The organism is Streptomyces sp. NBC_01508 (assembly GCF_045040315.1).
Classification (GTDB): Bacteria; Actinomycetota; Actinomycetes; order Streptomycetales; family Streptomycetaceae; genus Streptomyces.
Genome location: NZ_CP109419.1, coordinates 3,235,185 through 3,259,140, shown reverse-complemented (window position 1 = coordinate 3,259,140; position 23,956 = coordinate 3,235,185). Strand labels below are relative to the sequence as shown.

General features: G+C 69.2%; 18 protein-coding genes. 10 read left to right on the top strand and 8 right to left on the bottom strand.

The annotated features are described in order from the left end of the window. Window positions 1-80: 80 nt before the first annotated feature. The 3 genes from OG700_RS14765 to OG700_RS14755 all read right to left on the bottom strand — a co-directional run bounded on the left by OG700_RS14765 (window position 81) and on the right by OG700_RS14755 (window position 4,170). Window positions 81-1,343, bottom strand: a complete 1,263-nt coding sequence (locus tag OG700_RS14765) for a glycoside hydrolase family 113 (protein ID WP_405613648.1) — start codon at window positions 1,341-1,343, stop codon at window positions 81-83. 111 nt (window positions 1,344-1,454) lie between these two features. Then, window positions 1,455-2,906 carry a glycosyltransferase family 2 protein gene (locus OG700_RS14760; protein WP_405613646.1) on the bottom strand — a complete coding sequence of 484 codons (1,452 nt, stop codon included), beginning with the start codon at window positions 2,904-2,906 and terminating at the stop codon, window positions 1,455-1,457. A gap of 376 nt (window positions 2,907-3,282) precedes the next feature. After that, complete coding sequence (locus OG700_RS14755; RefSeq protein WP_405613644.1) at window positions 3,283-4,170, bottom strand: hypothetical protein; 888 nt, start codon at window positions 4,168-4,170, stop codon at window positions 3,283-3,285. A gap of 95 nt (window positions 4,171-4,265) precedes the next feature. On the opposite strand from OG700_RS14755, the gene OG700_RS14750 reads away from it, so the two are divergent. The 4 genes from OG700_RS14750 to glmM all read left to right on the top strand — a co-directional run bounded on the left by OG700_RS14750 (window position 4,266) and on the right by glmM (window position 8,827). Then, window positions 4,266-5,885 carry an ABC-F family ATP-binding cassette domain-containing protein gene (locus OG700_RS14750; RefSeq protein ID WP_405613642.1) on the top strand — a complete coding sequence of 540 codons (1,620 nt, stop codon included), beginning with the start codon at window positions 4,266-4,268 and terminating at the stop codon, window positions 5,883-5,885. 399 nt (window positions 5,886-6,284) lie between these two features. Next, the gene (gene rplM, locus OG700_RS14745) at window positions 6,285-6,728 is read left to right on the top strand and encodes a 50S ribosomal protein L13 (protein WP_354609322.1); all 444 of its coding nucleotides are present in this window, start codon (window positions 6,285-6,287) and stop codon (window positions 6,726-6,728) included. A 42-nt stretch (window positions 6,729-6,770) separates the two neighbouring features. Next, window positions 6,771-7,298 (top strand): 30S ribosomal protein S9, encoded by a 528-nt coding sequence (gene rpsI, locus OG700_RS14740; RefSeq protein WP_405613639.1) that lies wholly within the window; start codon window positions 6,771-6,773, stop codon window positions 7,296-7,298. A gap of 161 nt (window positions 7,299-7,459) precedes the next feature. Next, a complete protein-coding gene (gene glmM / locus OG700_RS14735; RefSeq protein ID WP_405613637.1) occupies window positions 7,460-8,827 on the top strand; it encodes a phosphoglucosamine mutase in 1,368 nt (455 codons plus the stop codon). Window positions 8,828-8,953: 126 nt separating this feature from the next. On the opposite strand, the gene OG700_RS14730 is transcribed toward glmM, so the two are convergent. Continuing rightward, a complete protein-coding gene (locus OG700_RS14730; protein WP_405613635.1) occupies window positions 8,954-11,062 on the bottom strand; it encodes a PQQ-binding-like beta-propeller repeat protein in 2,109 nt (702 codons plus the stop codon). Between the two features lie 388 nt (window positions 11,063-11,450). On the opposite strand from OG700_RS14730, the gene OG700_RS14725 reads away from it, so the two are divergent. Continuing rightward, the gene (locus OG700_RS14725) at window positions 11,451-13,691 is read left to right on the top strand and encodes a penicillin acylase family protein (protein ID WP_405613633.1); all 2,241 of its coding nucleotides are present in this window, start codon (window positions 11,451-11,453) and stop codon (window positions 13,689-13,691) included. A 163-nt stretch (window positions 13,692-13,854) separates the two neighbouring features. Beyond that, on the top strand, window positions 13,855-14,391 hold the full coding sequence (locus OG700_RS14720) for a hypothetical protein (RefSeq protein ID WP_405613631.1): 537 nt from the start codon (window positions 13,855-13,857) through the stop codon (window positions 14,389-14,391). A gap of 140 nt (window positions 14,392-14,531) precedes the next feature. Here OG700_RS14720 and OG700_RS14715 read toward each other — a convergent pair whose 3' ends face one another. Both OG700_RS14715 and OG700_RS14710 read right to left on the bottom strand, forming a co-directional pair. After that, entirely contained in the window at window positions 14,532-14,756 is a 225-nt protein-coding gene (locus OG700_RS14715; protein WP_405613629.1) for a hypothetical protein, read from the bottom strand. Continuing rightward, window positions 14,753-15,124, bottom strand: coding sequence for an ATP-binding protein (locus OG700_RS14710; RefSeq protein ID WP_405613627.1), 372 nt, complete (start codon window positions 15,122-15,124; stop codon window positions 14,753-14,755). Before OG700_RS14710 ends, OG700_RS14715 begins: the two co-directional genes overlap by 4 nt. 362 nt (window positions 15,125-15,486) lie before the next feature. Here OG700_RS14710 and OG700_RS14705 point away from each other — a divergent pair, with 362 nt between their 5' ends. Both OG700_RS14705 and OG700_RS14700 read left to right on the top strand, forming a co-directional pair. Beyond that, complete coding sequence (locus OG700_RS14705; protein ID WP_405613625.1) at window positions 15,487-16,350, top strand: helix-turn-helix domain-containing protein; 864 nt, start codon at window positions 15,487-15,489, stop codon at window positions 16,348-16,350. Between the two features lie 2 nt (window positions 16,351-16,352). Further along, window positions 16,353-16,568, top strand: a complete 216-nt coding sequence (locus OG700_RS14700) for a DUF397 domain-containing protein (RefSeq protein WP_405613623.1) — start codon at window positions 16,353-16,355, stop codon at window positions 16,566-16,568. Here OG700_RS14700 and OG700_RS14695 read toward each other — a convergent pair. Continuing rightward, window positions 16,553-17,500, bottom strand: coding sequence for a DUF389 domain-containing protein (locus tag OG700_RS14695; RefSeq protein WP_405613621.1), 948 nt, complete (start codon window positions 17,498-17,500; stop codon window positions 16,553-16,555). The genes OG700_RS14700 and OG700_RS14695 overlap by 16 nt on opposite strands. A gap of 20 nt (window positions 17,501-17,520) precedes the next feature. Continuing rightward, on the bottom strand, window positions 17,521-18,525 hold the full coding sequence (gene coaA / locus OG700_RS14690; RefSeq protein WP_405621715.1) for a type I pantothenate kinase: 1,005 nt from the start codon (window positions 18,523-18,525) through the stop codon (window positions 17,521-17,523). A gap of 245 nt (window positions 18,526-18,770) precedes the next feature. Between coaA and OG700_RS14685 the strand changes: the two genes are divergently transcribed. After that, window positions 18,771-20,303 carry an integrin alpha gene (locus tag OG700_RS14685; RefSeq protein ID WP_405613619.1) on the top strand — a complete coding sequence of 511 codons (1,533 nt, stop codon included), beginning with the start codon at window positions 18,771-18,773 and terminating at the stop codon, window positions 20,301-20,303. A gap of 41 nt (window positions 20,304-20,344) precedes the next feature. Next, window positions 20,345-23,941: a LamG domain-containing protein gene (locus tag OG700_RS14680; RefSeq protein WP_405613617.1), complete on the top strand. Its 3,597-nt coding sequence runs from the start codon at window positions 20,345-20,347 to the stop codon at window positions 23,939-23,941. The last annotated feature ends 15 nt before the right edge of the window (window positions 23,942-23,956 follow it).

The window sequence follows — 23,956 nt, the reverse complement described above, 5'->3', positions numbered from 1 at the left end:
GGATCACCTCAGTGGCACAGCGGGTGTGGGGAGAGAACAGCGGCGTGGGGTGGTGGGGCGGGGTGGGGGAGGGGCGTACGTCAGCGCCGGTCGGTGGCGGCGGTGGCGGCGGCGCCCGGCCCGGCGTAGTCGGATGTGAAGCACGCCTTGATGGCCTTCTCGGAGGCCGGGCGGCCGGCGAAGTCGAGCCGGGAGGCCGTCTTGTCGTCGGGGGCCGTGTTGGGGTCGTCCTGGAAGTGGATGGACCACCAATAGACGCCGCCCATGCGCCGTTGCTCGACGACGCGGCACACCGCCTTGTACCAGTTGGCCTGGACCTTGAGGTTGACGGTGTCCTTCGTGTAGAAGTCGCCGGGCGCGTGGTAGGCGCCGTCCATGGCACCGATGCCGGCCTCGGCGATCACGATCTTGGGGAGAGGCCCGGTGGACTTCTTGTCCAGCCAGGTGTTCCAGCCGTCCACGAGCGTGTCGACCGACGCGCTGTCCGGCACCTTGATGGGGAAGTAGGCGTCCACGCCGAGATGGCTGACGGGCATGTCGATCCGGCCGCGCACGTAGTTGTCCCAGTTGGCGTCGTACGAGATCTCACCGGAGAACTTCTTCTCGGCCGAGCCGACCAGGGACGACCAACCGGCCTCGCCCTCCATGGAGTTGAGTTCGGTGCCGACCACGAAGGTCGTCGCCTTCCGCTTCTCGGCGGTCTTCAGGTACGGCGTGAGGAAGTCCTCGTACGAGGCGAACCAGGCGGACCGGGACGCGGGGTCGATGTTGCCGCGCCAGCCCTTGGGCGGCTTGAGGGACTTCTCGTCCATCAGGGGCCGCACCGTCACCCGCAGTCCCGCCTCCCGGAACACCCTCAGGACCCGGTCCACGCGCTGCGGCGACGGCGTTTTGGGGCCGGCCGAGAGGGTGTTGGACGTCGGGCCCCCGGTGTAGAAGGGGAAGGAGAGCGACACCGAGTTGGCGCCGAGCCCGATGAGGTACTTCGCCTGCTTGCGCGCCTGGCCCTCGATGAACTCGTCGGACTGTGACTTCGGTTCGTCCTCCCAGTAGATCTGTACGCCCCACTGGGGCATCCCCGGCTTCCAGACCTTGGCCACCCGGTCCACGCGTGTGCCGTCCAGGTCGGACGAGCCGCCGGCGATGTCGTCGGTGGCGCCGGGCGCCTTCGGATCCGCGGTGTCCGCGCCGGAGCCGGAGTCCGCGTCGAAGACGATCTCGGGCAGGGCCGAGCCGGACTCCCAGCGCACCGGGTGGTCGCCGATGAACAGCGGCGTACCGGCGACGACGGCGATGACGGACAAGGGGAACAGGGCCAGCATGGGCAGGCGTGAGCGCTTCATCGGGGTGGCTTCCGTGCGTCAGGCGCGGCGGCGGGCGCACGCGTCGGGCGGGGCGTCGGGTGGGGATCGGTCCGGGGCCGATCGGAGATCGATCGCGGATCGGTCGGGGCGTCAGGCGGGCTTGGCGATCACGACGAACTTGTTCTCCTCACGGCGGAGGAACTTCAGGAACCCCTTGAACCCGCCGACCCCCTCCAGCACGGAGAAGACCGGTATGAGCCCGATCACGACGATCGGCTCCCACCACTTGCGCCGCCCGTTGGCCGACGCGATCGCGTTGAGCCGCAGCCCCTCCCAGTAGGTCCAGATCACATACGCGAAGTTGAGGGCCCACAGCACGGTGACGGACTGGGTGATGGGCGAGGTGTTGAGATCGCCCACGAGCAGACCGATGCACAGGACGGCGACGATGTGCTGGATCGGGCCGAGAATCCAGGTCGCCACGCAGATCGCGAGAAACCAGCGGTAGCGCAGCGGGATGGTGCGGTTGAAGCAGAGCGCCACGAGGCCCCAGGCCCACCGGTCGCGCTGTTTGACGAAGTCCCTGGCGGTGGCCGGCGAAGCGCCGTAGCAGCGTCCGTTGAACCAGTCGCTGCGCCCCGGGTAGAGACGGCAGAAGTTGAGGGCCAGCTGGGCGTCCTCCACGATCGCCTTGGGGCCGAAGTCCCAGCCGATGGTCGCCTCGATCGAGGCGCGCAGCACGAGCAGTTCGCCGTGTACGCCGGCGGCCGGGGTGCCGAGTCCGGTCAGCGCGCGGAAGCGCGCGATGTCGTCGGCGGGGCGGACCGCGTCGGCGAGCCAGGTGAACAGGTTCACCGCGTTCTCGCGGGGATAGGTCAGGATGCCCTGCGCCATGTGCTTCTGGTGCTCCGGCGCCGCCCTGCGCTGGCGGTTGATGAACTGCGCGAGCGAGGTGGCGGTGTCGGGGCCGACCCCTGTGTCGTCGTCCATGTGCAGGACCCACACATGATCGAGGGCTTCACCCTCCTCGATCCGCAGCTCGTGGGAGTAGTGGTTGGCGCGGGCCTTGAACCGGGTGCCGTTGGGGGTCGCGTACGCCTTGGGCACGGTCACCACCCGGATCAGGGGGTGCGACTCGCTCAGCCGGCGGATCGTTTCTGTGGCTTCGCAACCCTCCTCCGTGAGGACATCGACCCGCATGTACGGGAAGAGTTCGGGAAGGTGCTCCACGTACGACAGGACGGACCGCTCCAGCGCCGGATACGTGTCGTGCCGCCCGATGGTCGGCACGAGGACGATCAGGAAGTCCTCCTCGACCGGGGCGGGCGGGACCATCGTCGCCCGGCGCTTCACCCGGCGGCGAATCAGCCAGGCGCCCTGGATCCCCACCATCACACCCACCACCGGCAGGGACCACACGATGGTGAGTGCCCAGCTCAGGGGCGAGGTGCTCGGCTTGAACGACCACAGCCCGAACAGGAGCAGCAGCGCGAAGGGCACCAGGAAGGGCAGGAGTCCTGGCTTCCATTCCGCGGTTCGCTGCTGGAGTTTGGTGTTGAGACGGGAATGCGACGACCCCCCACCGACATACGTCGATGCCATGACGGCTCAGCCTCCGTTGAGTGGACCGAGCGTCGAGCGGTGAGGCCGGGTGTGACCGGGCAGGCGTCATCGCCCCGTCCCGGTCAGTCCGGCTTGGGCCCCCCCAACGCCTTCGGTGACATGTCGACCGATCAGGCACCCCCCAGCGCCTGTTCCATCACACAAAGCACACATGCTTTCACATTTGACCGAGACGTCAACACATCGAAGCTGAAATGCGCCCGATAGGTGACCAACATGTGTTTTTTATGCCGGGGGAGGCGAGTGGAGGGCGCGGCGAAACCGCGCCCCCGGTCGCCGAGATGGCGGTGAGGGCGGTGACGGCAGTGGTGGCGGAGACGGCGGAGTGGGCGGAAATGACGCGGCGCGCGCCGGGCTACTGGTCGACGGGTGCGGTGGCCGCCGCCGACGCCTGCGTCTCGCCGCGCCGGCGGATCTGCAGGAAGGTGAACTCCGCGACGTCGTCCCCGGTGGTGAAGACGTCCTTGTCGCCTTTCACGACGTTCTTGCCGTTGGTGAAGCCGCCGACCGTGAAGTACACGTACCTGCCGTACGAGTTGGTGGTCTTGCGGCAGATCGCGCCGCCCCGGCAGAACGTCGGAACGCCCGCCCCGGAGAGCGAGGCCAGCCCGCCGCTCGCCTCCTTCTTCGCCTTCAGCGCCTGCGCCTCGGTGGAGAAGACGGCGACGCCGACGGTCACCGCCGTGCCGCCACGGGTGTACGTGGCGCGGATGACCTGGTCGCAGGTGTTGGCGGCGAGGATCGAGCCGAGGGTGCCCTGGGTGGCGCCCGCGCAGTTCGTGGTGCGGTCCGTCGGGCCCTTGGCGTAGCCGCGGTCGCCCATCGTCAGCTTCGAACCGGGGAAGAGGGTGTCGGGGCCGAGCGGCAGCTTGTCCTTGTCCTCGGAAGAGATGAAGTCCTTCGGGTCCGGCGGCGGCAGCGGATCGGCGTCGGAGAAGGACGGCTCGGGGGCGGCGCTCTCGCTGGGCAGCTCGGGCGGCGCGGGCAGCTCGCTCGTGTTCTTGTCGTTCGCCCGGTCCCCGCCGTCGCCGTTCATGGACACGACGGCGGTCGCGACGATCGCCGCGACGGCGGCGGTCGCGAGCGCGCCGCCACCGATCAGCGTCCACCGCCTGCGACGCGTCCGCTGTGCCGAGGCGTCGGCGAGCGCGGCCCAGTCCGGTGTCTGCCCCTGCGGGTCCCGCGATCCGTACGGGTCCTGTGGTGGGGGCGGTCCGTAGGGTCCCCCTTGACCAAAGCTCATGGCGGGAGTTTAGACGGCGGACGGCGGGTTCCGGTTCGGGGGCGGGAGCGGAAAACGGTTGGGAGAGTGCGGCCCCGGCCGCGACAATGCGAAGCATGGGACATCTGGAGGCCGCACACCTGGAGTACTACCTACCGGACGGACGGGTGCTGCTCAACGACGCCTCGTTCCGGGTGGGCGAGGGCGCCGTCGTGGCGCTCGTGGGAGCCAACGGCGCGGGCAAGACGACACTGCTGCGGCTGATGGCGGGGGACCTCCAGCCGCACGGCGGGACGGTCACCGTGTCCGGCGGCCTCGGCGTGATGGAGCAGTTCGTCGGCTCCGTACGGGACGAGCGCACCGTCCGCGACCTGCTGGTCTCCGTCGCCCAGCCGCGCGTCAGGGACGCGGCGCGGGCCGTGGACACCGCCGAGACCGCGATCATGGAGCGCGACGACGAGGCCGCGCAGATGGCCTACGCGCAGGCGCTGAGCGACTGGTCGGAGGCGCGCGGGTACGAGGCCGAGACGCTGTGGGACGTGTGCACGGTCGCGGCGCTCGGCGTCCCGTACGAGAAGGCCCAGTGGCGCGCGCTGAAGACGCTGAGCGGCGGCGAGCAGAAACGGCTCGTGCTGGAGGCGCTGCTGCGCGGACCCGACGAGGTGCTGCTGCTCGACGAGCCGGACAACTACCTGGACGTACCCGGGAAGCGGTGGCTGGAGGAGCGGCTCAAGGAGACCCGTAAGACCGTGCTCTTCGTCTCCCACGACCGGGAGCTGCTGGCGCGCACCGCCCAGCGGATCGTGAGCGTGGAGCCGAGCCCTGCCGGGTCGGACGTATGGGTGCACGGCGGCGGCTTCGGTACGTACCACGAGGCCCGGCGCGAGCGCTTCCTGCGCTTCGAGGAGATGCTGCGCCGCTGGGAGGAGCAGCACGTCAAGCTGAAGGAGCTGGTCCGGTCCCTGGGGCAGAAGGCCAAATACAACGACGGCATGGCGTCGCGCTACCGGGCCGCCCAGACCCGGCTGCGCAAGTTCGAGGACGCGGGGCCGCCGCAGGAACCGCCGCGCGAGCAGGACATCCGGATGCGGCTCAAGGGCGGGCGGACCGGGGTGCGGGCGGTGACCTGCGCCGGGCTTGAGCTGACCGGGCTGATGAAACCGTTCGACCTGGAGATCTACTACGGGGAGCGGGTCGCGGTCCTCGGGTCGAACGGCTCGGGCAAGTCCCACTTCCTGCGGCTGCTGGCCGGCGACACCGTCGCCCACACCGGGCAGTGGAAGCTCGGCGCGCGGGTGGTGGCCGGCCACTTCGCGCAGACGCACGCGCACCCCGAACTGCTGGGGCGCCCGCTGGTCGACATCCTGTGGACCGAGCACGCGAAGGACCGGGGCGGCGCGATGAGCGTGCTGCGGCGCTACGAGCTGGAGCGGCAGGGGGACCAGCCGTTCGACAAGCTGTCGGGCGGGCAGCAGGCGCGCTTCCAGATCCTGCTGCTGGAGCTGAGCGGCACGACGGCGCTGCTGCTGGACGAGCCGACGGACAACCTGGACCTGGAGTCGGCGGAGGCCCTTCAGGACGGGCTTGAGTCGTACGACGGGACGGTGCTGGCCGTGACGCACGACCGCTGGTTCGCGAAGACCTTCGACCGGTATCTGGTGTTCGGGTCGGACGGGGTGGTGCGGGAGTCGGTGGAGCCGGTGTGGGACGAGCGCCGGGTGGCGCGGGCGCGGTGAGGCTCGCGGGGGTGGGGGCGCCTGCGGCGGGCCTGCTCCCCTACCCGCCCCTTCCCGAAACCGGGGCTCTGCCCCGGACCCCGGTTTCGGGGCTCCGCCCCGCGCCCCGCTCCTCAAACGCCGGAGGGGCTTGGGTTGGCGCCGGAGGAGCTGGGTTGGCGGCGGAGGGGCTTCGGGCGCGGGCCTCGTTTTGACCCGTACGGCGCACCCTGGGTATCCTTCTGGTTCGTTATGCGTATTGGCTTGTTCATTCTCACGTGAGAGGCCCTTACGCCGGTCCACCGGGCCGATGATCCAGCGGCAGGCACGGGTTGCGTCCCCGTACGTCTGCCAGGGCTGTCGTGATCGTCCGGGTGGCCTTGTCAGGTCTCACTCACTGAAGAAGCGAAGGCTACGACCGTGCGTACGTACAGCCCCAAGCCCGGCGATGTCACGCGCCAGTGGCACATCATCGACGCGCAGGACATTGTCCTGGGCCGTCTGGCGACTACGGCAGCGAACCTCCTCCGGGGCAAGCACAAGCCGATCTACGCCCCTCACATGGACATGGGCGACTTCGTCGTCATCATCAACGCCGAGAAGGTCCACCTCTCCGGCAACAAGAAGACCCAGAAGATGGCGTACCGCCACTCCGGCTACCCGGGTGGTCTGCGTTCCGTCCGCTACGACGAGCTGCTGGCGAAGAACCCCGAGAAGGCCGTCGAGAAGGCCATCAAGGGCATGATCCCCAAGAACACCCTGGGCCGTCAGATGCTCTCGAAGCTGAAGATCTACGCGGGGGACCAGCACCCGCACGCTGCCCAGCAGCCGGTCCCGTTCGAGATCACCCAGGTCGCGCAGTAATTCCGGCCACCGCCTAAGACGAAAAGAAATCTGAGGAACATCGTGGCCGAGACCACTGCAGAGACCCCCGTGGACGCCCCCGAGGCGGAGGAGACCTTCGAGGCGGTGACGACCTTCGAGTCGGAGACCCCCGTCGAGGGCGAGTACACCTCCGAGTCGCTGGCTTCCCGCTTCGGCGACCCCCAGCCGGCCGCCGGCCTGGGCCGTCGTAAGAACGCCATCGCCCGCGTCCGGATCGTTCCGGGTACCGGCAAGTGGAAGATCAACGGTCGCTCGCTTGAGGACTACTTCCCGAACAAGGTTCACCAGCAGGCTGTCAACGAGCCCTTCAAGGTGCTTGAGCTCGACAACCGCTACGACGTCATCGCCCGCATCTCGGGTGGCGGCGTCTCCGGCCAGGCCGGCGCGCTGCGCCTCGGTGTGGCCCGCTCGCTGAACGAGGCGGACGTGGACAACAACCGCGCCCCGCTGAAGAAGGCCGGCTTCCTGAGCCGCGACGACCGCGCGGTCGAGCGCAAGAAGGCCGGTCTCAAGAAGGCCCGCAAGGCGCCGCAGTACAGCAAGCGCTAAACGCTCGCTCGGCCTTACTTCGCCATGGCCCTTACGGTCGTACCGCGTATGTATGGCATATGTTCGCCCCGGCGGCACTCTGTGCTGCCGGGGCGTTCGTTGTTTGTTCGTTTTCCGGGCTCTTCGGGGCATTTTTCTGAGCACTTTTCGGAGGGACAGCTGTGGGACGACTCTTCGGCACGGACGGTGTGCGCGGCCTCGCCAACGGGGATCTGACGGCGGAGCTGACGCTCGGTCTGTCGGTCGCGGCGGCGCATGTGCTCGCCGAGGCGGGCACGTTCGAGGGCCATCGGGCGACAGCGGTGGTCGGGCGCGACCCCCGTGCGTCGGGTGAGTTCCTGGAGGCCGCCGTGGTGGCGGGTCTCGCGAGCGCGGGCGTGGACGTCCTGCGCGTCGGTGTGCTGCCCACCCCCGCGGTGGCGTATCTCACCGGGGCGCTGGGTGCCGACCTCGGCGTGATGCTGTCCGCGAGCCACAACGCCATGCCGGACAACGGCATCAAGTTCTTCGCGCGTGGCGGCCACAAGCTGGCCGACGAGCTGGAGGACCGGATCGAGGCCGCGTACCTGGAGAACACCGTGCACCGCACCGGTGACCCGTGGGCGCGGCCGACCGGCGCGGGCGTGGGCCGGGTCCGTACCTACGACGAGGGCTTCGACCAGTACGTCGCGCATCTCATCGGGGTGCTGCCGAACCGGCTCGACGGGCTCAAGGTCGTCCTGGACGAGGCGCACGGCGCCGCCGCCCGGGTGTCGCCGGAGGCGTTCACGCGGGCCGGCGCGCAGATCGTCACGATCGGCGCCGAGCCGGACGGGCTGAACATCAACGACGGCTGCGGGTCCACCCACCTGGAGCTGCTGAAGGCCGCGGTCGTCGAGCACGGCGCGGACCTCGGCATCGCGCACGACGGCGACGCCGACCGCTGCCTCGCCGTGGACGCCGCGGGCGAGGAGGTCGACGGCGACCAGATCCTGGCCGTGCTGGCGCTCGCGATGCGCGAGGCGGGCACGCTGCGCGGCGACGCGGTGGTGGGGACGGTGATGTCCAACCTCGGCTTCAAGATCGCGATGGAGCGGGAGGGCATCACCCTCGTACAGACGGCCGTCGGCGACCGGTACGTACTGGAGTCGATGAAGGAGCACGGCTACGCGCTGGGCGGCGAGCAGTCCGGGCACGTCATCGTCCTCGACCACGCGACGACCGGCGACGGCACGCTGACCGGCCTGATGCTGGCGGCGCGGGTGGCGAGCACGGGCCGGCCGCTGGCCGACCTGGCGGGCGTGATGCGGCGGCTGCCGCAGGTGCTGATCAATGTGCGGGACGTGGACAAGTCGCGCGTCACGACGTCGGCGGAGCTGGCGACGGCGGTGGCGGAGGCCGAGCACCAACTCGGTTCGACGGGGCGGGTGTTGCTACGGCCCTCGGGTACGGAGCCGCTGGTACGGGTGATGGTGGAGGCGGCCGACATCGAGCAGGCGCGGGCGGTGGCGGGACGGCTGGCGGACGTGGTGAAGTCGGCGCTGGGGTAGGGGAGTTGGGGTAGGGCACGCACCGGGTCCTGTCCGCCGGACAGGACCCGGTGCGTGCCCAGCAGGTCTTTCAACGCCGCAGCCGTCGGCCGCTTGGTCTCCTGGCGCGAAGCAGGTGTGCGCCCCTTACGGTTTGTTCTTCGGCGTAGCGGAGTTCAGGGCGTAGACGTGGTTGCGGTCGCCCACGTACACGGTGCCGTCGGAGACCACCGGGGACGAGAAGATCTCGTCGCGGGTGGCGTAGGACCACTTCTCGTTGCCCGTGACGGCGTCCAGCGCGTAGACTTTCTTGTCGTTCTCGCAGCCGACGTACACGATGCCGTCAACAACCGCGGGCTGTTCGGAGACTGCCCCTTCGGCACGGAACTCCCACCGCTTGTCGCCGGTTGCCGCGTCGAGGGTGATGAGGACACCTTCATCGTTGTCGGTCACGCTATTGCCAACGAGATACCTCGCGTACACGACGCCGTCCGCCACCCTGAGTGAGGGGCCACCGCTCGGCTCCGGTTCGACTTCGAGGACGGATTCCCACTTCTTCTTGCCGTCGGTCGCGTCCAGAGCGTACACAGCCTCGTCACTGCCGACGTAGACGACGCCGGCCTTCACGACCGGCGAGCCGTGGTCGCCACCCTCACTGAACTTCCATTTCTGCTTTCCGGTGGCCGCCGCAATGGCGTACACACTATGGAAGTTGGCGATGTACACGACGCCGTTGGCCGCAGCCGGTGCGGTGAGCGAGTTCGAGAAGGAGAAGTCGTCGTCGCCGCCGTCGTCGAACTTCCATTTCCGCCTTCCGGTCCGGGCGTGAACGGCGTACAGGTTTCCCTCGTCGCTGAAGCTCTCAGTGCTCTTGCTGCTGACGAACACGACCCCGTCCATCACCACAGGGTCCATGTAGACCGGGGCTCCGGTGGCGAAGGCCCACTTGCGCTTGCCGGTGGCCGCGTCGAGGGCGTACAGGCTGTAGTCCCCGCTGCCCACGTACACGACTCCGCCGGCCACCACAGGTGACGCGTAGATCGATCCACCGGTGGTGTGGACCCACTTCTCGCGACCGGTGGCCGCGTCGAGGGCGTAGAGCTTCCCCTCGCCGCAGCCGGCGTAGACCGTTCCATCGGCGACCGTGGGCGAGGAATCCAAGCCGTCTTTGGTGGCATACCGCCAACGAAGCCGGGGATCACGGAGTTTGGCGTCCGATGTGGTGGACGGCTTGGAGGAACCGGTGGCCCCGGGGGACTTGTCGTCGGAGGAGCCCTGGTCGAGGAGGGTGAGTGCCGCGGTGGTGCCGGAGGCCGCGACGCCTGCGCCGACGGCGAGGAGGAGGGCGGTGCGGCGGCTGATGTGGGGTGTGGAGGGGACCGCCGGGACTGATGTCGGGGCCGGGGTCGTCTGTGTCGGCCGTTCTGCTGTCGACATCCCCTCTGTGCTGGGCCGTTCACTCAGCATTCGCCAGACCTCGGCCGCCGACGCCGGCCGGTCGCCGGGGTCCTTCGCGAGCAGGGCCAGAACGAGTTCGTCCACCGCGGCGGGGACTTCGCTCTGGGAACAACTAGGCGCTTCGGGAGGGGTGTTCAGATGGGCGGCCATCATCGCGACGGGCGCGGTGGCCTGGAACGGCGTGTTGCCGGTGAGGAGTTCGTGCAGCACGCAGCCCAGTGAGTAGAGGTCGGAACGTGCGTCGGCCGGCTGGTCGCCGAACCGCTCCGGCGGCATGTAGGCGACAGTGCCGATGACCTTGCTCGACTGCCGGGTGGACGCCACGTACCGCGCGATGCCGAAGTCGAGGACCTTGATCCGGCCGTCCGGTGTGAGCATGAGGTTCGCGGGCTTGAGATCCCGGTGCACGATCCCGGCGGCATGGGCGGCGGCCAGGGCCGAGGCGGTCTGTGCCGCCCAGTCCAGTGCCGTGGGCACACCGGGCGGCCCGTCGTCGTGCAGCACGGTGAACAGGTCCCGGCCGTCGAGATACTCCATCACCAGGTAGAGGGCGCCGTCGTCGGGGTCCTGGCCCAGGTCGTAGACCGTGACGACACCCGCGTGGCTGAGGCCGCCCGCGGTACGCGCCTCGCGGAAGAACAGATCCACCCCGGCGGCGTCCCGGCGGTCGTGCGGAAGCAACTTGACCGCGACGCGCCGCTCGATGACCCGGTCGCGGCCCTCCCAGACCTCCCCCATGCCTCCGCGCCCGATGAACGCCACCAACTCGTAACGCCCTCCCAGGACCCGCGCGCTCACTCAATTCCCCCTGTCTGGACGCCTTCGCGACGTTATGTACGTCCGTACGGCACGACATGCCTCTGCCCCTGAAGATCCCATACCGAGCGGTCGTCCGGCCACCGATCCCATCCTGCTGCTCCAAGCAGGCGCGGGCGGTGCGGGGCGGCCGGCGGATGTGGTGAAGTCGGCTCTGGAGTACGGGAGTTGGGGAAGAGGGGGGATATGCGGGAGGGGTGGGGGCGTCAGGTGGGACGGGTGAGGTCTTGCCAGGGCGCGTCCTGATGAGTAGGACTGTCCGCGTGGGTGATCGTCGGCTTCGAATCACCGAATCGGATCACCGGATCACCGGAACACCTGGAGCCGCACGACCCCCGCCCCCTGACCCCCGCAGGAGAAGGAGCTACTCATGAGCCGTGCCCCCGCGCAGAACTCCGGGCCGAGCCGTCGCCGGGTCCTTGGCGGAGCGGCCGGGCTGGCCGTCGCCGCGGCGGGGCTGCCGTCCGGCACCGCGTTCGCGGCATCGGCGCCGACTCCGTCCGACGAGGCCCGCTGGCGTAGACACGCCGCCCGGGTCACGATCACGCGGGACGACTGGGGCGTCGCGCACATCGCGGGCGAGAGCGATGCCGACGCGGTGTTCGGGATGATGTACGCCCAGGCGGAGGACGACTTCAACCGGATCGAGCGGAACTACCTCGTCGCCCTCGGCCGTCTCGCCGAGGCCGAGGGCGAGAGCGCGATCTGGCAGGACCTGCGCCAGCGGCTGTTCCTCGACCCCGAGGAGCTGAAGAAGCAGTACGCGAAGTGTCCGGGGTGGCTGCGCACATTGATGCGGGCCTGGGCAGCCGGACTCAACTACTACCTCGCGACGCACCCCGAGGTGCGTCCACGCGTGCTCGACCGGTTCGAGCCGTGGATGCCGTTGAGCTTCTCGGAGGGCAGCATCGGCGGCGATATCGAGTCGGTGCCGCTCAGCCGGCTCGAAGCCTTCTACGGCGGGCGGGACGTGCCGATCACCGACGAGGAACGCGGGCTGCCGCTGCGTGAACCCACGGGGTCGAACGGGATGGCCATCGCGCCGAGCCGCACACGGGACGGTCACGCGCTGCTGCTGATCAACCCGCACACCAGCTTCTTCTTCCGCGCCGAGCAGCATGTGACGAGCCGTGCGGGGCTCGACGTCTACGGTGCCGCCACCTGGGGGCAGTTCTTCATCTACCAGGGCTTCAACGAGCACACGGGCTGGATGCACACGACGAGCGGTGTCGACAACATCGACGAGTTCGCCGAGACGGTCGTGACGGGGGCCGGCGGAACCCGCTCCTACCGCTACGGCGACGAGCTGCGCCCCGTCACCACGAAGACGATCACCTTGTCCTTCCGTACCGCGACGGGCGGGCAGGAGGAGCGCGACTTCACCACGTTCGCCACCCACCACGGCCCGATCGTGCGCGAGGCGGACGGCAAGTGGATCGCGTGTGCGCTGATGAACAGGCCCGTCGAGGCGCTCAAGCAGAGCTTCCTGCGCACCACGACGCGGAACTACGCGCAGTACCTGAAGGTCGCGGGTCTGAAGGCGAACAGCTCGAACAACACGCTCTTCGCGGACTCGAAGGGTGAAATCGCCTTCCTGATGCCGCAGTTCATGCCGGTGAGAGACGATCGGTTCAACCATCTCAAGCCCGTCGACGGCAGCGATCCGGCGACCGACTGGCGTGGCCTGCACAGCCTGGCCGACATGCCGCAGGCCGTGAACCCGAAGACCGGCTGGGCGTTCAACACCAACAACTGGCCCTGGACCGCGGCCGGCGCCGACAGCCCCGACGCGGCCGACCATCCACGCTACTTCGACCGCGTCGGCGAGAACCCGCGCGGGCCACAGGCGGTCCGGGTGCTGACCGCACGCGACGACTTCACCCCCCGGACACTGATCGAGGCCGCCTTCGATCCGTACCTCACCGCCTTCGCGCGGCTGGTGCCGGGGCTCGTCGCCGCGTGGGACCAACTGCCGTGGCACGACGGGCGGAAGGCGAGGCTGGCCGGTCCGATCCGCCTGCTCCGCGACTGGGATTACCGGTGGGCCGCGGAGTCGACCGCGACCTCGGTGGCCGTGTTCTGGGGTGAGGACATGTGGGCGCTCACGTCCCAGGCGGCGGTGGAAGCCGGGATGTCGGTCTGGGACTACATCGCCGACCGCGCCACGGACGCGCAGCGGCTCGGGGCGCTCGACACCGCGACGGGGCGGCTGAGCCGGGACTTCGGCAGCTGGCGGGTGGCGTGGGGAAGGATCAACCGCTACCAGCGCAACGACGGTGCGATCGTGCAGGAGTTCAACGACGCGAAGCCGAGCATCCCCGTGCCCTTCACCTCGGCGCGGTGGGGCTCCCTCGCCTCGTTCGGCGCCAAGTCCTATCCGGGAACGAAGCGTTACTACGGCACCAGCGGCAACAGCTTCGTGGCGGTGGTGGAGTTCGGGCCGCGCCTGCGCGCCTGGGCGGTGACGGCGGGCGGGGTGAGCGGAGATCCCGACTCGCCACACTTCGACGACCAGGCCGAACGCTACGCGAGCGGGCACCTGCGGCCCGTCTACTTCTATCCCGATGACCTCAAGGGCCATGTCGAGCGGAGGTACCGGCCCGGCAGGTGACCGGTGCGGTGGGCGGCCGGTGCGGTGGGCGGCCGGTCCGGCAGGTGACCGGCCGCCGGGGGACGTACCGCCACCCCCCCCGTACCGCCAACTCCCGCACCATCGGCCGACTACCCTATGGATACGCCGCGTTGCCCGTCGTGGCCGATTGAGGAGGGAACCTGTGTCATCGCCCTACGCCCCCAAGTACGCTGCCGCCGGTGATGTGAGCGCGGCCCTCATGATGGTCGACTCCCGGCTCAAGGCCGTCCATGACGGCAGGACCGAGACCGACGCCGAGCACCGGGAGCTGATCAACCAGTACGCCGCGTCGCTGGGCCCCGGCGGGGTCGATGACATGCTCGACGGCGCGTGCACGCTCATCTATGTGTACATGGAGTGGCTGCGGAAGGCTCACGAGGAGCACGACAAGGACGTCATCGAGTACGTGGTGCCCACCCTCGTGAACACGATGCGCAGGATGCCCAAGAGCGTCCGCCCCGAGGCCATCCCGACCATGGCCGGCCTGGTCATCGCGGCGGGCACCGGCCTGAGCCCCAACCTGTGGCGCAAGCAGTACGGAGACTGGACCAAGGAGGAGATGACTCCCCTGGAGGTCACCGTCTTCCTGCTCGCGGAACACATCAACCGCATCACCGAGGACCCCGACTACGCGACCCGTCTGATCACCGAGGCGCTGTCCAGCGGGGAGGAGGACTGACGCGCCGCGTCCGTCGGTGGTGCGCCGTCCGGCCGGGCCGCCCGGGGCGTACGCGCAGCCGTAGGCGAGGGACGCGAGGAGCGCGGCTGTTGTGAGGGTGGTCATGGCCGCGTCCAGCAGTGCCTGACGGCGGTCCGGCATCACCGGGTGATGTCCGTACGGGCAGGAGTACGGGGCTGGCGCGGGCACTGGGGTACGCAGACCCACAGTCGGAACACGAAGCCCCAGTAGCGCACTTCACCGAGTACGCGGCCCCTCGCGCCCAGGCGGCGTTCGCACCGTACGCAGTCGATGGCCATCTGCTGCCGGGGCGTGAGCCGGGCCGGATCGGGCAGGCCGTTCCCATTGCCCGGGGGCTCGTTCACTCCCCGCCGTCCATCTCCGGGCGCAGTTCGACCCAGATCCGCTTTCCCCACCGCAGAATCTCGGTCCCCCACCGGTCGGCCAGCGCCTCGACCACGACGAGCCCGCGCCCGTCCTCCTCGCTGTCGTCCGCGACCCGGAGTGCGGGCGCGGTACGGGACTTGTCCACGACGGCCACCCGTACCCGGTCGCGCTCGGGCAGGGAGACGATCACCCGCACCAGGTGACTGCCGCTGTGCCGTACGGAGTTGCCGACCAGCTCGGACACGACGAGCGCTGCGGCGTCGGCGAGCCCCGGCAGCCCCCAGGCGGCGCACGCGGCACTCACCAACAGCCGTGCCCGGCGGGCCGATTCGGGTGCGCAGGGCATGGTCTGGCTGTAGGCGGGGTGACCGAGGGAAGAGGGGATGACCGGGGAGGGTTCCAGGGCGGTCCTCAGGCGTGGGCCTCGGGGGGCGGCGGGGCGGGCGGGGTTGGGGCGGGGAAGTGGCATGGGGGCTCCCGGCGGCGGTTCTCTTCCTTGGGTTGGTTACCGTTGGTGACTGCTTAGTCACTCGGTAACTCGGTTCAGCGTGGGGCGTGCCGCGTGGGGTGGGCAAGTTGATGCGGGAAATCCGCGCGTATTGGTATATGTGATCGAACGAGGTAAAGCCTGTGCAAGCGGGACTTGAGGCGTGACACTCGTATCACGCACTGTGATGAGGCAGGCTTGACCCTCAAGGAGGCACGCTCGTGGCAGCACCCACAGGACCGACGGTCCGGCGCATTCAACTCGGTTACGAGCTGAAGCGGTTACGGGAAAAGGCCGGATTCACCCTGGCTCAGGCGGTGGAGGGGTTGACGTTCTCGCCGTCCAAACTGCACCGCACGGAGGGCGGAGCGACCGGTCTGCCCAAGGTGCAGGACCTGAAGGACCTGCTCGAACGGTACGGAGTCCACGACGAGGACGACGTGAACTTCTTGGTGGAGGTTCACCGGGACTCACTCAACCGGGGTTGGTGGTCCACCTATCGCAGCGTCCTGCCGTCCGGCATGGGCATGTACATCGGCCTGGAGAGTGGTGCCCGCAGTAGCCGCACCTGGCAACCCCACGTGGTCTTCGGCCTGTTGCAGACCGAACGCTACGCACGGGAGATGTTCCTCAACGCGAAGCCGGTAGACGAGACGACGACCGAGTTCGTGGAGCGTCACATCGAGATCCGTATGGGGCGGAAGGAAGCTCTGACCCGCAGGGAAAGCCCGCTGGAGCTGTGGTCCATCATGGACGAGGCAGCTCTGCGAAGAGTGGTGGGCAGTCCGGAGGTGATGTGTGAGCAGTACGAGGAGATCATCAACCTCACTCGTAGCGACAACGTCACCGTCCAAATCCTGCCGATGAGTTCGGCGGCCTACCGGACCGGGACCGACTTCAGTCTGCTGGACCTCGGAACCGCACTGCCCACGATTGTCGAAGTGGACGGCCATGGTGGCCCGACCCTCAGTGACAAGGACACCAACATCTGGTCCTTCACCCGCAGGTTCGACGCCCTGCGTGCGGGCGCCCTCTCCCCGAGCGAGACACCCGCCTTCCTGCAACGACTAGCACGGGAGATCTGACTATGACTCACCGCACGGCACTCGAAGTCGCCCCAGAGGGGGCCTGGTTCAAGTCTTCCTACAGCAACAACGAGGGCGGCGTATGCGTCGAGGTCGCCGACCTCGCCCGCACCGCCCAGGTCGGCATCCGCGACTCCAAGCACAAGACCGGACCCGCGCTCGTCGTCCCGGTCGGTGCCTGGGCGGAGTTCGTCGCGGAAGCTCAGTACGGCTTCTGACGGCGGATCGGGTTTCGCGTCCTCTTCCACAGGGCCTTCTGGATCAGGAGCGTGAGCGTCCCCGCCAGGGCGATGCCGCCGAGGTTGATCAGGAGCTGTTCGCTGGAGCCCCACACCTGGCCGAGGTCCCCGTAGCCGAGAGCGACCGCGGCGTTCGCGGCGGCGGGGACCGTGGTCACCGAGATGGCGACGCCGACCAGCAGGCCCGACTTCGCCGACGTCAGCGAGAGCATGCCGGCCACCCCGGCCAGGATCGCGACCACGAACGAGAACGGGTCCGGCGCGTAGATGAAGGCGGTGCTCGGGCGGGGCCCCTTGAGCATGGACTCGTGGAACAGTCCGAACGCGTTCATCAGCAGGCTGAAGCCGGTCGTCAGCACCATCGCGGCGGCGAACCCGACGAGCAGCGCGACCAGTGAGCGCAGGGCGAGCCGCGCGGAGCGCCGTACAACCGCCGTACAGATCCCGGCGAGTGGGCCGAACTCCGGTCCCACGGCCATCGCGCCGACGATCAGGATCGCGTTGTCCAGCACCACACCGCAGGCGGCGATCATCGTCGCGAGGGTGAGGAAGGCGAGGTAGGTGAAGGAGAGGGTGGACTCCTCGTGGGTCGCCTCCGCCAACTGGTCCCACAGCACGGCGTCCGCGCCCTCGCCCGGCGCGTCGTCCTCCGCCTTGTCCGCGTGGCGGGACAGCGACAGCGCGATGTCCTCGACGGCGATCGAACCGCTCTCGTCGATGCCGAGGTCGCACAGCGCGGCGATGAGCCCGTCGCCCGCCTCGCGTGCGACGTCGCACAGGACGAGATCGCCCGCCGGGTCGCGGGCGGCGTCCGGGACGACGACCAGGTGGGTAGTGCCGACGGTCTGTTCCACCGTACGTACGACCTGGTCGGTCAGGTCGGCGGGGACGATCAGGCGCAGATGCAGCACGGTGGCTCTCAGACGCTCGCTCAGAGCTTGCGGAGTGACAGGCGCTGGACCTTGTGGTCCGGGCCCTTGCGGACGACCAGAGTGGCACGGCCGCGGGTGGGCGCGACGTTCTGAAGCAGATTGAGGCGGTTGACGGTGCGCCAGGTGGTGCGCGCGTAGTCGAGGGCTTCGTCCTCCGAGACCTGGGTGTACTTGCGGAAGTACGAGGACGGATTCTGGAACGCCGTCTCGCGCAGCTCGCGGAACCGGTTCAGGTACCAGCTCTCGATGTCCTCGGCCCGCGCGTCGACGTACACGCTGAAGTCGAAGAAGTCGGCGAGCCCCACGCGGGTCCGGCCGTCCTGGCCGGGGAGGGCGGGCTGGAGGACGTTCAGGCCCTCGACGATGAGGATGTCCGGGCGCCGCACGGTCAGCCGCTCGCCCGGCACGATGTCGTACTTCAGATGCGAGTAGACGGGCGCGGTCACCTCGTCCTTGCCGGCCTTGATGTCGGCGACGAAGCGGGTCAGTGCCCGGCGGTCGTACGACTCCGGAAAGCCCTTCCGCGACATCAGCCCGCGCGCCCGCAGCTCCTCCATCGGCAGCAGGAACCCGTCGGTGGTCACGCGTTCCACGCGCGGGTGCTCGGGCCAGCGGGCGAGCAGCGCCTGGAGGAGCCGCGCGACGGTCGACTTGCCGACGGCCACGCTCCCGGCGACCCCTATGACGAAGGGCGTGCCGCGCTGGGCGCCGTGGCCGTTGCCGGCGTCCCCGAGGAAGGTGTTGAGTGCGCCGCGGAGTTGGCCGGTGGCCTGCACATACAGGTTGAGCAGCCGGGAGATCGGCAGATAGACGTCCCGCACCTCATCCAGATCGATGACGTCCCCGAGCCCACGCAGCCGCTCGACCTCCTCGGCGCTGAGCGGCAGGGGCGTCTTGTCCCGCAGCGCGCTCCACTCGGCGCGGCTGAGGTCGACGAAGGGGGTCGGCCCGTGCTCGGCGCGCCGCTGGACGCTCCGTGAGGGTGCTGGCGAAGGCGGTTTGATCACGTCGCCATTGTCGGGGGTGGGGGGTGGTTGTGGAGGGTGGGGTGGGTCACCTGGGGCATGTGGCGCGTGGGGCGCGTGGGACAGACCGAGTGAGGCGTGAAGATTATGTGACCACCTCGTGACCAAACGTGTCTGATCATGTCGGACTTTGTGGTCTTGATGGCCTTCCATTTGACGCGTTGACTGCTGACTTCGGTTCCTGGGGAGGGGCGGCAGACGTCGTGCGGAGCAGTAGAGGTCGTGTGCGGAGATGGATCGCCGGTCTGACGATGCTGGGATGCGTCGCCATATCGGCGCCGGGTCTTGAGGGCGGGAGCGCGATGGCCGCTGAGGCGGCGTGCTCCGGCGGCGGTACCGGATCCGACTACAACGGGGACGGCATCAGGGACACGGCGATCGCCGATCCCGAGGCCACGGTGGAGGACAAGGCGCGAGCCGGTCAGGTCACGGTGGTCCACGGCGGGGGGAAGGGCGTGACGGTCGTGTCGCAGAACAGCGCCAACGTCGCCGACAGCGCCGAGGCGGGGGACCGGTTCGGCTACTCCCTGGCGACGTACGACGCCGATCAGGACGGCTGCGACGATCTGGTGGTCGGTACTCCGTACGAGGATGTCGGCACGGTCCGCGACGGCGGCTACCTCCAGATCATCTACGGCTCCACCACCGGAATCGGTCAGGGCAAGGCGAGCAAGGCGTTCGTCCAGGGAGCGGACCAGCCGCTGGGGGGCGCGGCCGAGGCCGGGGATCTGCTCGGTTACGCGGTGGCGTCCGGAACGTCTTCGACCGGCATCCCGTACATGGTCATCGGCGCCCCGGGAGAGGACGGTGTGGGGGGTATGGACGTCGGCTTCCTGCACTACGTCAGTGGGACCTCCTACCAAGTGGCGAACGTGAGTCAGGAAAGCCTCGGGGTATGGGAGGACGCCGAGCCGCAGGACCGTTTCGGCGCATCGTTGGCGGCGACCGACCGCTACTTCACCGTCGGTGTGCCGGGGGAATCGGTGGAGGGCAAGACCTTCGCCGGTGGCGTATCGGTGTTCAAGCCGTCCCTCAACACCGAGGGGATTCCCGCTCCCGTGTTCGGCTTCTCGCAGACACGCGCGCCCGGCTCCGACGCCTCGGCCGAGGCCGCCGACCGCTTCGGCACCTCGCTCGCCATGGTCGCCAACAGGACGGCCGCCGAGACGGCGCCGACCGGTGCCCTGCTGGCGGTCGGCGTACCGGGGGAAGACGTGGGTGACCTCGTCGACGCGGGCGGTGTGGCGCTGTACCGCGTCAATCCGAACAGCACCCTCACCACGGTGAACGGCCTGCTCGATCAGGACTTCACCGACGTGGCAGGAGCCGCCGCGCCGGGCGACTTCTTCGGCCAGGACGTCGCGCTCGTCAATACGGCGCCGACCCAGGTCTCCTCCGCCACCACCGTGAAACTCGCCGTCGGCGTGCCGGGCAACGAGTCCTCCGGTGAACACCTGGACAAGGGGGGTGTGCAGGTCTTCCCCGCCGTCGCCGCCGCGGGCGCCTCCGATGTATGGCGGGAACCGGGCGACGGCATCCCGGTGGATCCCGCGCACCAGATGTTCGTCGGCACAAGTCTCGCGGCCACGCCGGCCGGGGTGCTGGTGGGCGTCGCGTACGAATCCGGCCAGGCACCAGGCGCGGTGTACGGGTTCGGTTGGACCGCCGCGGGCGACGCCGCGCCGTCGCAGACCTTCAAACCCGGTGAGGCCCCAATCCCGGCCGGTGGAGTGGCGTTCGGGGCCGAGATCCGGTGACGCGAGGACGATTCGGTGCGCTACGGAATTCAGGGGTGGGGATGAGTACGGCGACGAAGAGAAGACGTGCGTGGCGGGCCGCGACCGTGGTCGGAGCGCTGACCGCGGTACTGGCGGGAGGAACCGGGGCGCTGCCCGGAGACGGGACCGCCGCCGCGGCGGCAGTCGACAACGCTGTCGCGGAGGCCGGCAAGCGCGGCGACGCACCCACCGAGGAACTGGCGAGTGCCGCCGCCGAGGCGGAGGGGACTCGTATCGAAGTCACCGGACTGCGCCAGGAGCGGCGAGAAGTCTTCGCCAATCCGGACGGCTCGTTCACCGCTCAGGAGTACACGCAACCGGTACGTACCATCCGGGACGGCGCCTGGGTTCCGGTCGACGGCACTCTGGTGCGGAACGCGGATGGCGACTGGTCGGCCAAGGCATCCACTGTCGGACTTGAGTTCTCGGGCGGCGGAGACGGTCCGTTCGCCCGGATGACCAAGGCGGGACGGGAGTACGCGTTGACCTGGCCGTCGGGAGCCTTGCCGGTCCCGACGGTCGAGGGCACCGTCGCGACGTACAAGGACGTCCTTGACGGGGTCGACCTCGCCGTGCGTGCCGAACCGGAAGGCTTCGGCCACTACTTCGTCGTCAAGGACGCTCAGGCGGCGAACGATCCGGAACTGGAGCGGATCGATCTCGGGCTGACGCTTCGCGGGCTGACGGCCGAGGGAGGCGAGGACGGTGTACTGCGGGCGATCGACAACACCGCCGGTGGCACGGTGTTCGAGGCCGGCCGGCCGGTGATGTGGGACTCCTCGGCCACGCCGGAGGGGCCCGGCGGTCAGATGGGCGGGGATGTGCCGGCGAAGGCGGCGGGCCCTCGCACCGCAGCAGGCGCCCAGGAGGCCGCGCTCGATGCCGGCCGCGCCGGCCGAACCGCACCTGTGGGCCTCTCCGTCACCGACGACCGCCTCACGCTGGCACCGGACCAGGACCTGTTGCGAGGCGCCGACACCGTCTATCCCGTCGTCATCGACCCCACACCGAAGACCACGTCGCGCACCGGGTGGAGCGGCGTGATGTCGGGGATGCCGTCCGAGCGGGACTGGAAGTACTCGGGCAGCGCCGGTGTCGGCAAGTGCCCGATCAACTACAACCCGACCACCTGCGAGAACATCGGAGTACGGCGGCTCCTCTACACCTTCCCCACCTCGTTCTACGCCGGTAAGCAGGTCATCAGCGCCCAGTTGTCCGCCCGTGTCGAGCATGTGTACTGGGCGGACGCCAAGGCCGAGCCCATCGATCTGTACCGGATCGGAGGGAAGAACCGCGCCATCACCTCGGCCACGAACTGGTCCAACTCCACGGACGAATGGTCCGACTATCTGCTGACCATGGACAAACAGATCTCGCCGACCACCTGCTCCGGCGCCGCCAACCTTCATTTCAGCAACGGGGAGTTGCTCGACGAGATGCAGGCGGCGGCGGCCGACTCCTGGTCGAGCATCTCCCTCGGACTGCGGGCCAAGGACGAGAGCGACTACCCGGGCTGGAAACGCGTCTGCGGCAACACCTATCTGAGCATCCAGTACAACACCCCGCCCAAGCAGGTCGACTACCGGCTGATGTCCACCAACCCCGGCGGGAAATGCACCTGGGGTACCGGGCGCAAGTACACCGATGTGCTGCCCCAGCTCCGGGCCGAAGCACGGGACCCCGACCAGACGTCGTCGCGCTCGGACCCGGTGAAGATGCAGTTCCGGGTGGCCTGGAAGAACGCCGCCGGTACGGAACTCACCTATACCTATGACACCGGCTTCAAATCGCCGACCGCGGGAACCGCCTTCGTCCACACCATCACTCAACGGCCCTCGGGCCAGCCCCAGATCCCGCAGAACGCGGTCATCTACTGGGAGGCCCGTGCCAACGACGGGGACGGCTGGGGACCGTGGAGTTCGACGGGAACGACTCAGCGCTGCGAGATCGTGTGGGACAGCACCCGCCCGAAGGCTCCCCGCGTCACCTCCGCCGAGTATCCGGCGGACGAGGCGTGGCACCACGGCGTAGGCACCTCGGGCGGATTCACCTTCACGGCCGCCGACAAGGATGTGAAGGAGTTCCGGTACGCCTTCGACGGCTCACCGCTGAAGGCCGTGGCGGCCAGTGGCGGTACGGCTTCGGTGAACTGGATGCCGGAAAGCGCCGGACGCCACTGGGTGACGGTCGAGGCGTACGACGCCGCGAACAACTCCAGCGTCCCCGCCCAGTACGAATTCCTGGTCACCGACGGCAAACAGGCGGCCGGTCAGTGGAACCTCGCCGACGAGGCCGACACCCAGAGCGTGCACGACGAGACGGGCCGGCATCCCGCCGTTCCGGGTACCGGCGTGACCTTCGGAGTGCCCGGTCCCGGCGGCACCGCTGACAGCGCGGCACGGTTCGACGGGACGGCCGAAGGCTACCTCGACGCCTGGGGCACCGTGATGGACACCGGCCGCAGCTTCACGGTCAGCGCCTGGGTCCGGCCCACCGCGCTGGACCGGGACATGGCGGTGGTGAGCCAGGACAGCACCGGCGAGCCCGGGTTCGTCCTCGGCTACGACGCGACCGAACGGGCGTGGGCCTTCTCCACGCCGGACCTGGACGTCGAGTCGATGAGCCGCTGGCAGGCCACCGCGAAGGGCTTCGACGTGGTCCAGGACGAATGGACCCTCCTGACAGGCGTGTTCGACGCGTCCGCCGCGGCCGGGCCCGAACTGCGCGTCTACGTAGGCGGTACGGAGGCGGGCACGGCGGCACGCCACACGGTGTGGTCATCGCTGCGGAGCCTTCAGATCGGCCGGGCACTGGCCAAGTCCGGCTACCGCGACCACTTCGAGGGTGATGTGGCGGAGGTACGGGCGTACGACCGGGTGCTGCCGCAGAGCCAGATCGCCCAGTTGGGGACCGTGAAACCGGAACGCGAGGCGTACTGGCCGCTGGACGAGGCCGCGGGCGGCAAGTCCGCGAACGTACAGAGCGGCGGTGAGCCGGTGACGTTGCACGGCGACGCGAGCGTGTACCGCCCTGCGGATCCGCTGTTCGACGAAGCGGCGCTGGTCGGTGACGGACATCTCGCCCTCGACGGTGCCGGTGACTGGGGCGCGTCCGCGACAGCGGTGGTGGACACGTCGAAGAGCTACACCGTCGCGGTACGGGCGCACCTGACCGCCGTCGACGGCACGGCCACCCAGACGGTTCTCTCGCTGCCCGGAGCCAAGACCGACCGGCTGGCCGTCCGTTACCAAGGGGCCACCGGGCTCTGGGAGTTGGCGGTCACCGACGCCGACAGCTCCACCGCCGCCGTCACCACGGTGGCCGATGACGTCGTGCTGCCCAGCGCGGACGGCTCCGGCCAGCATCTCGCCGTGGTCTTCGACGCGCTCACCCACGAGATCCGTCTCTATATCGACGGCCAGTTGACGGCCACCGCTGTCGGGTTCGACCACACGACCTGGGTCTCTTCGGGCGGACTCCAGATCGGGCGCTCCGCGCAAGGCAGCGGCCGTGACTACTTCGCCGGGGCCTTGGACGAGGTCAGGGCGTACGCGGGAGTGGTTGATCCCATCGGTGTCTCGCGTATGAACCGGCTGCTCGGCGATTCGAATCTGTAAGTGCTGAAGTCCGTC

What these genes read in the sequence shown, in the direction of transcription:
- OG700_RS14765 (WP_405613648.1), bottom strand. Translation starts at nt 1,343, where the DNA reads ATGAAGCGCTCACGCCTGCCCATGCTGGCCCTGTTCCCCTTGTCCGTC.
- OG700_RS14760 (WP_405613646.1), bottom strand. Translation starts at nt 2,906, where the DNA reads ATGGCATCGACGTATGTCGGTGGGGGGTCGTCGCATTCCCGTCTCAAC.
- OG700_RS14755 (WP_405613644.1), bottom strand. Translation starts at nt 4,170, where the DNA reads ATGAGCTTTGGTCAAGGGGGACCCTACGGACCGCCCCCACCACAGGAC.
- OG700_RS14750 (WP_405613642.1), top strand. Translation starts at nt 4,266, where the DNA reads ATGGGACATCTGGAGGCCGCACACCTGGAGTACTACCTACCGGACGGA.
- OG700_RS14725 (WP_405613633.1), top strand. Translation starts at nt 11,451, where the DNA reads ATGAGCCGTGCCCCCGCGCAGAACTCCGGGCCGAGCCGTCGCCGGGTC.
- OG700_RS14710 (WP_405613627.1), bottom strand. Translation starts at nt 15,124, where the DNA reads ATGCCCTGCGCACCCGAATCGGCCCGCCGGGCACGGCTGTTGGTGAGT.
- OG700_RS14700 (WP_405613623.1), top strand. Translation starts at nt 16,353, where the DNA reads ATGACTCACCGCACGGCACTCGAAGTCGCCCCAGAGGGGGCCTGGTTC.
- OG700_RS14680 (WP_405613617.1), top strand. Translation starts at nt 20,345, where the DNA reads ATGAGTACGGCGACGAAGAGAAGACGTGCGTGGCGGGCCGCGACCGTG.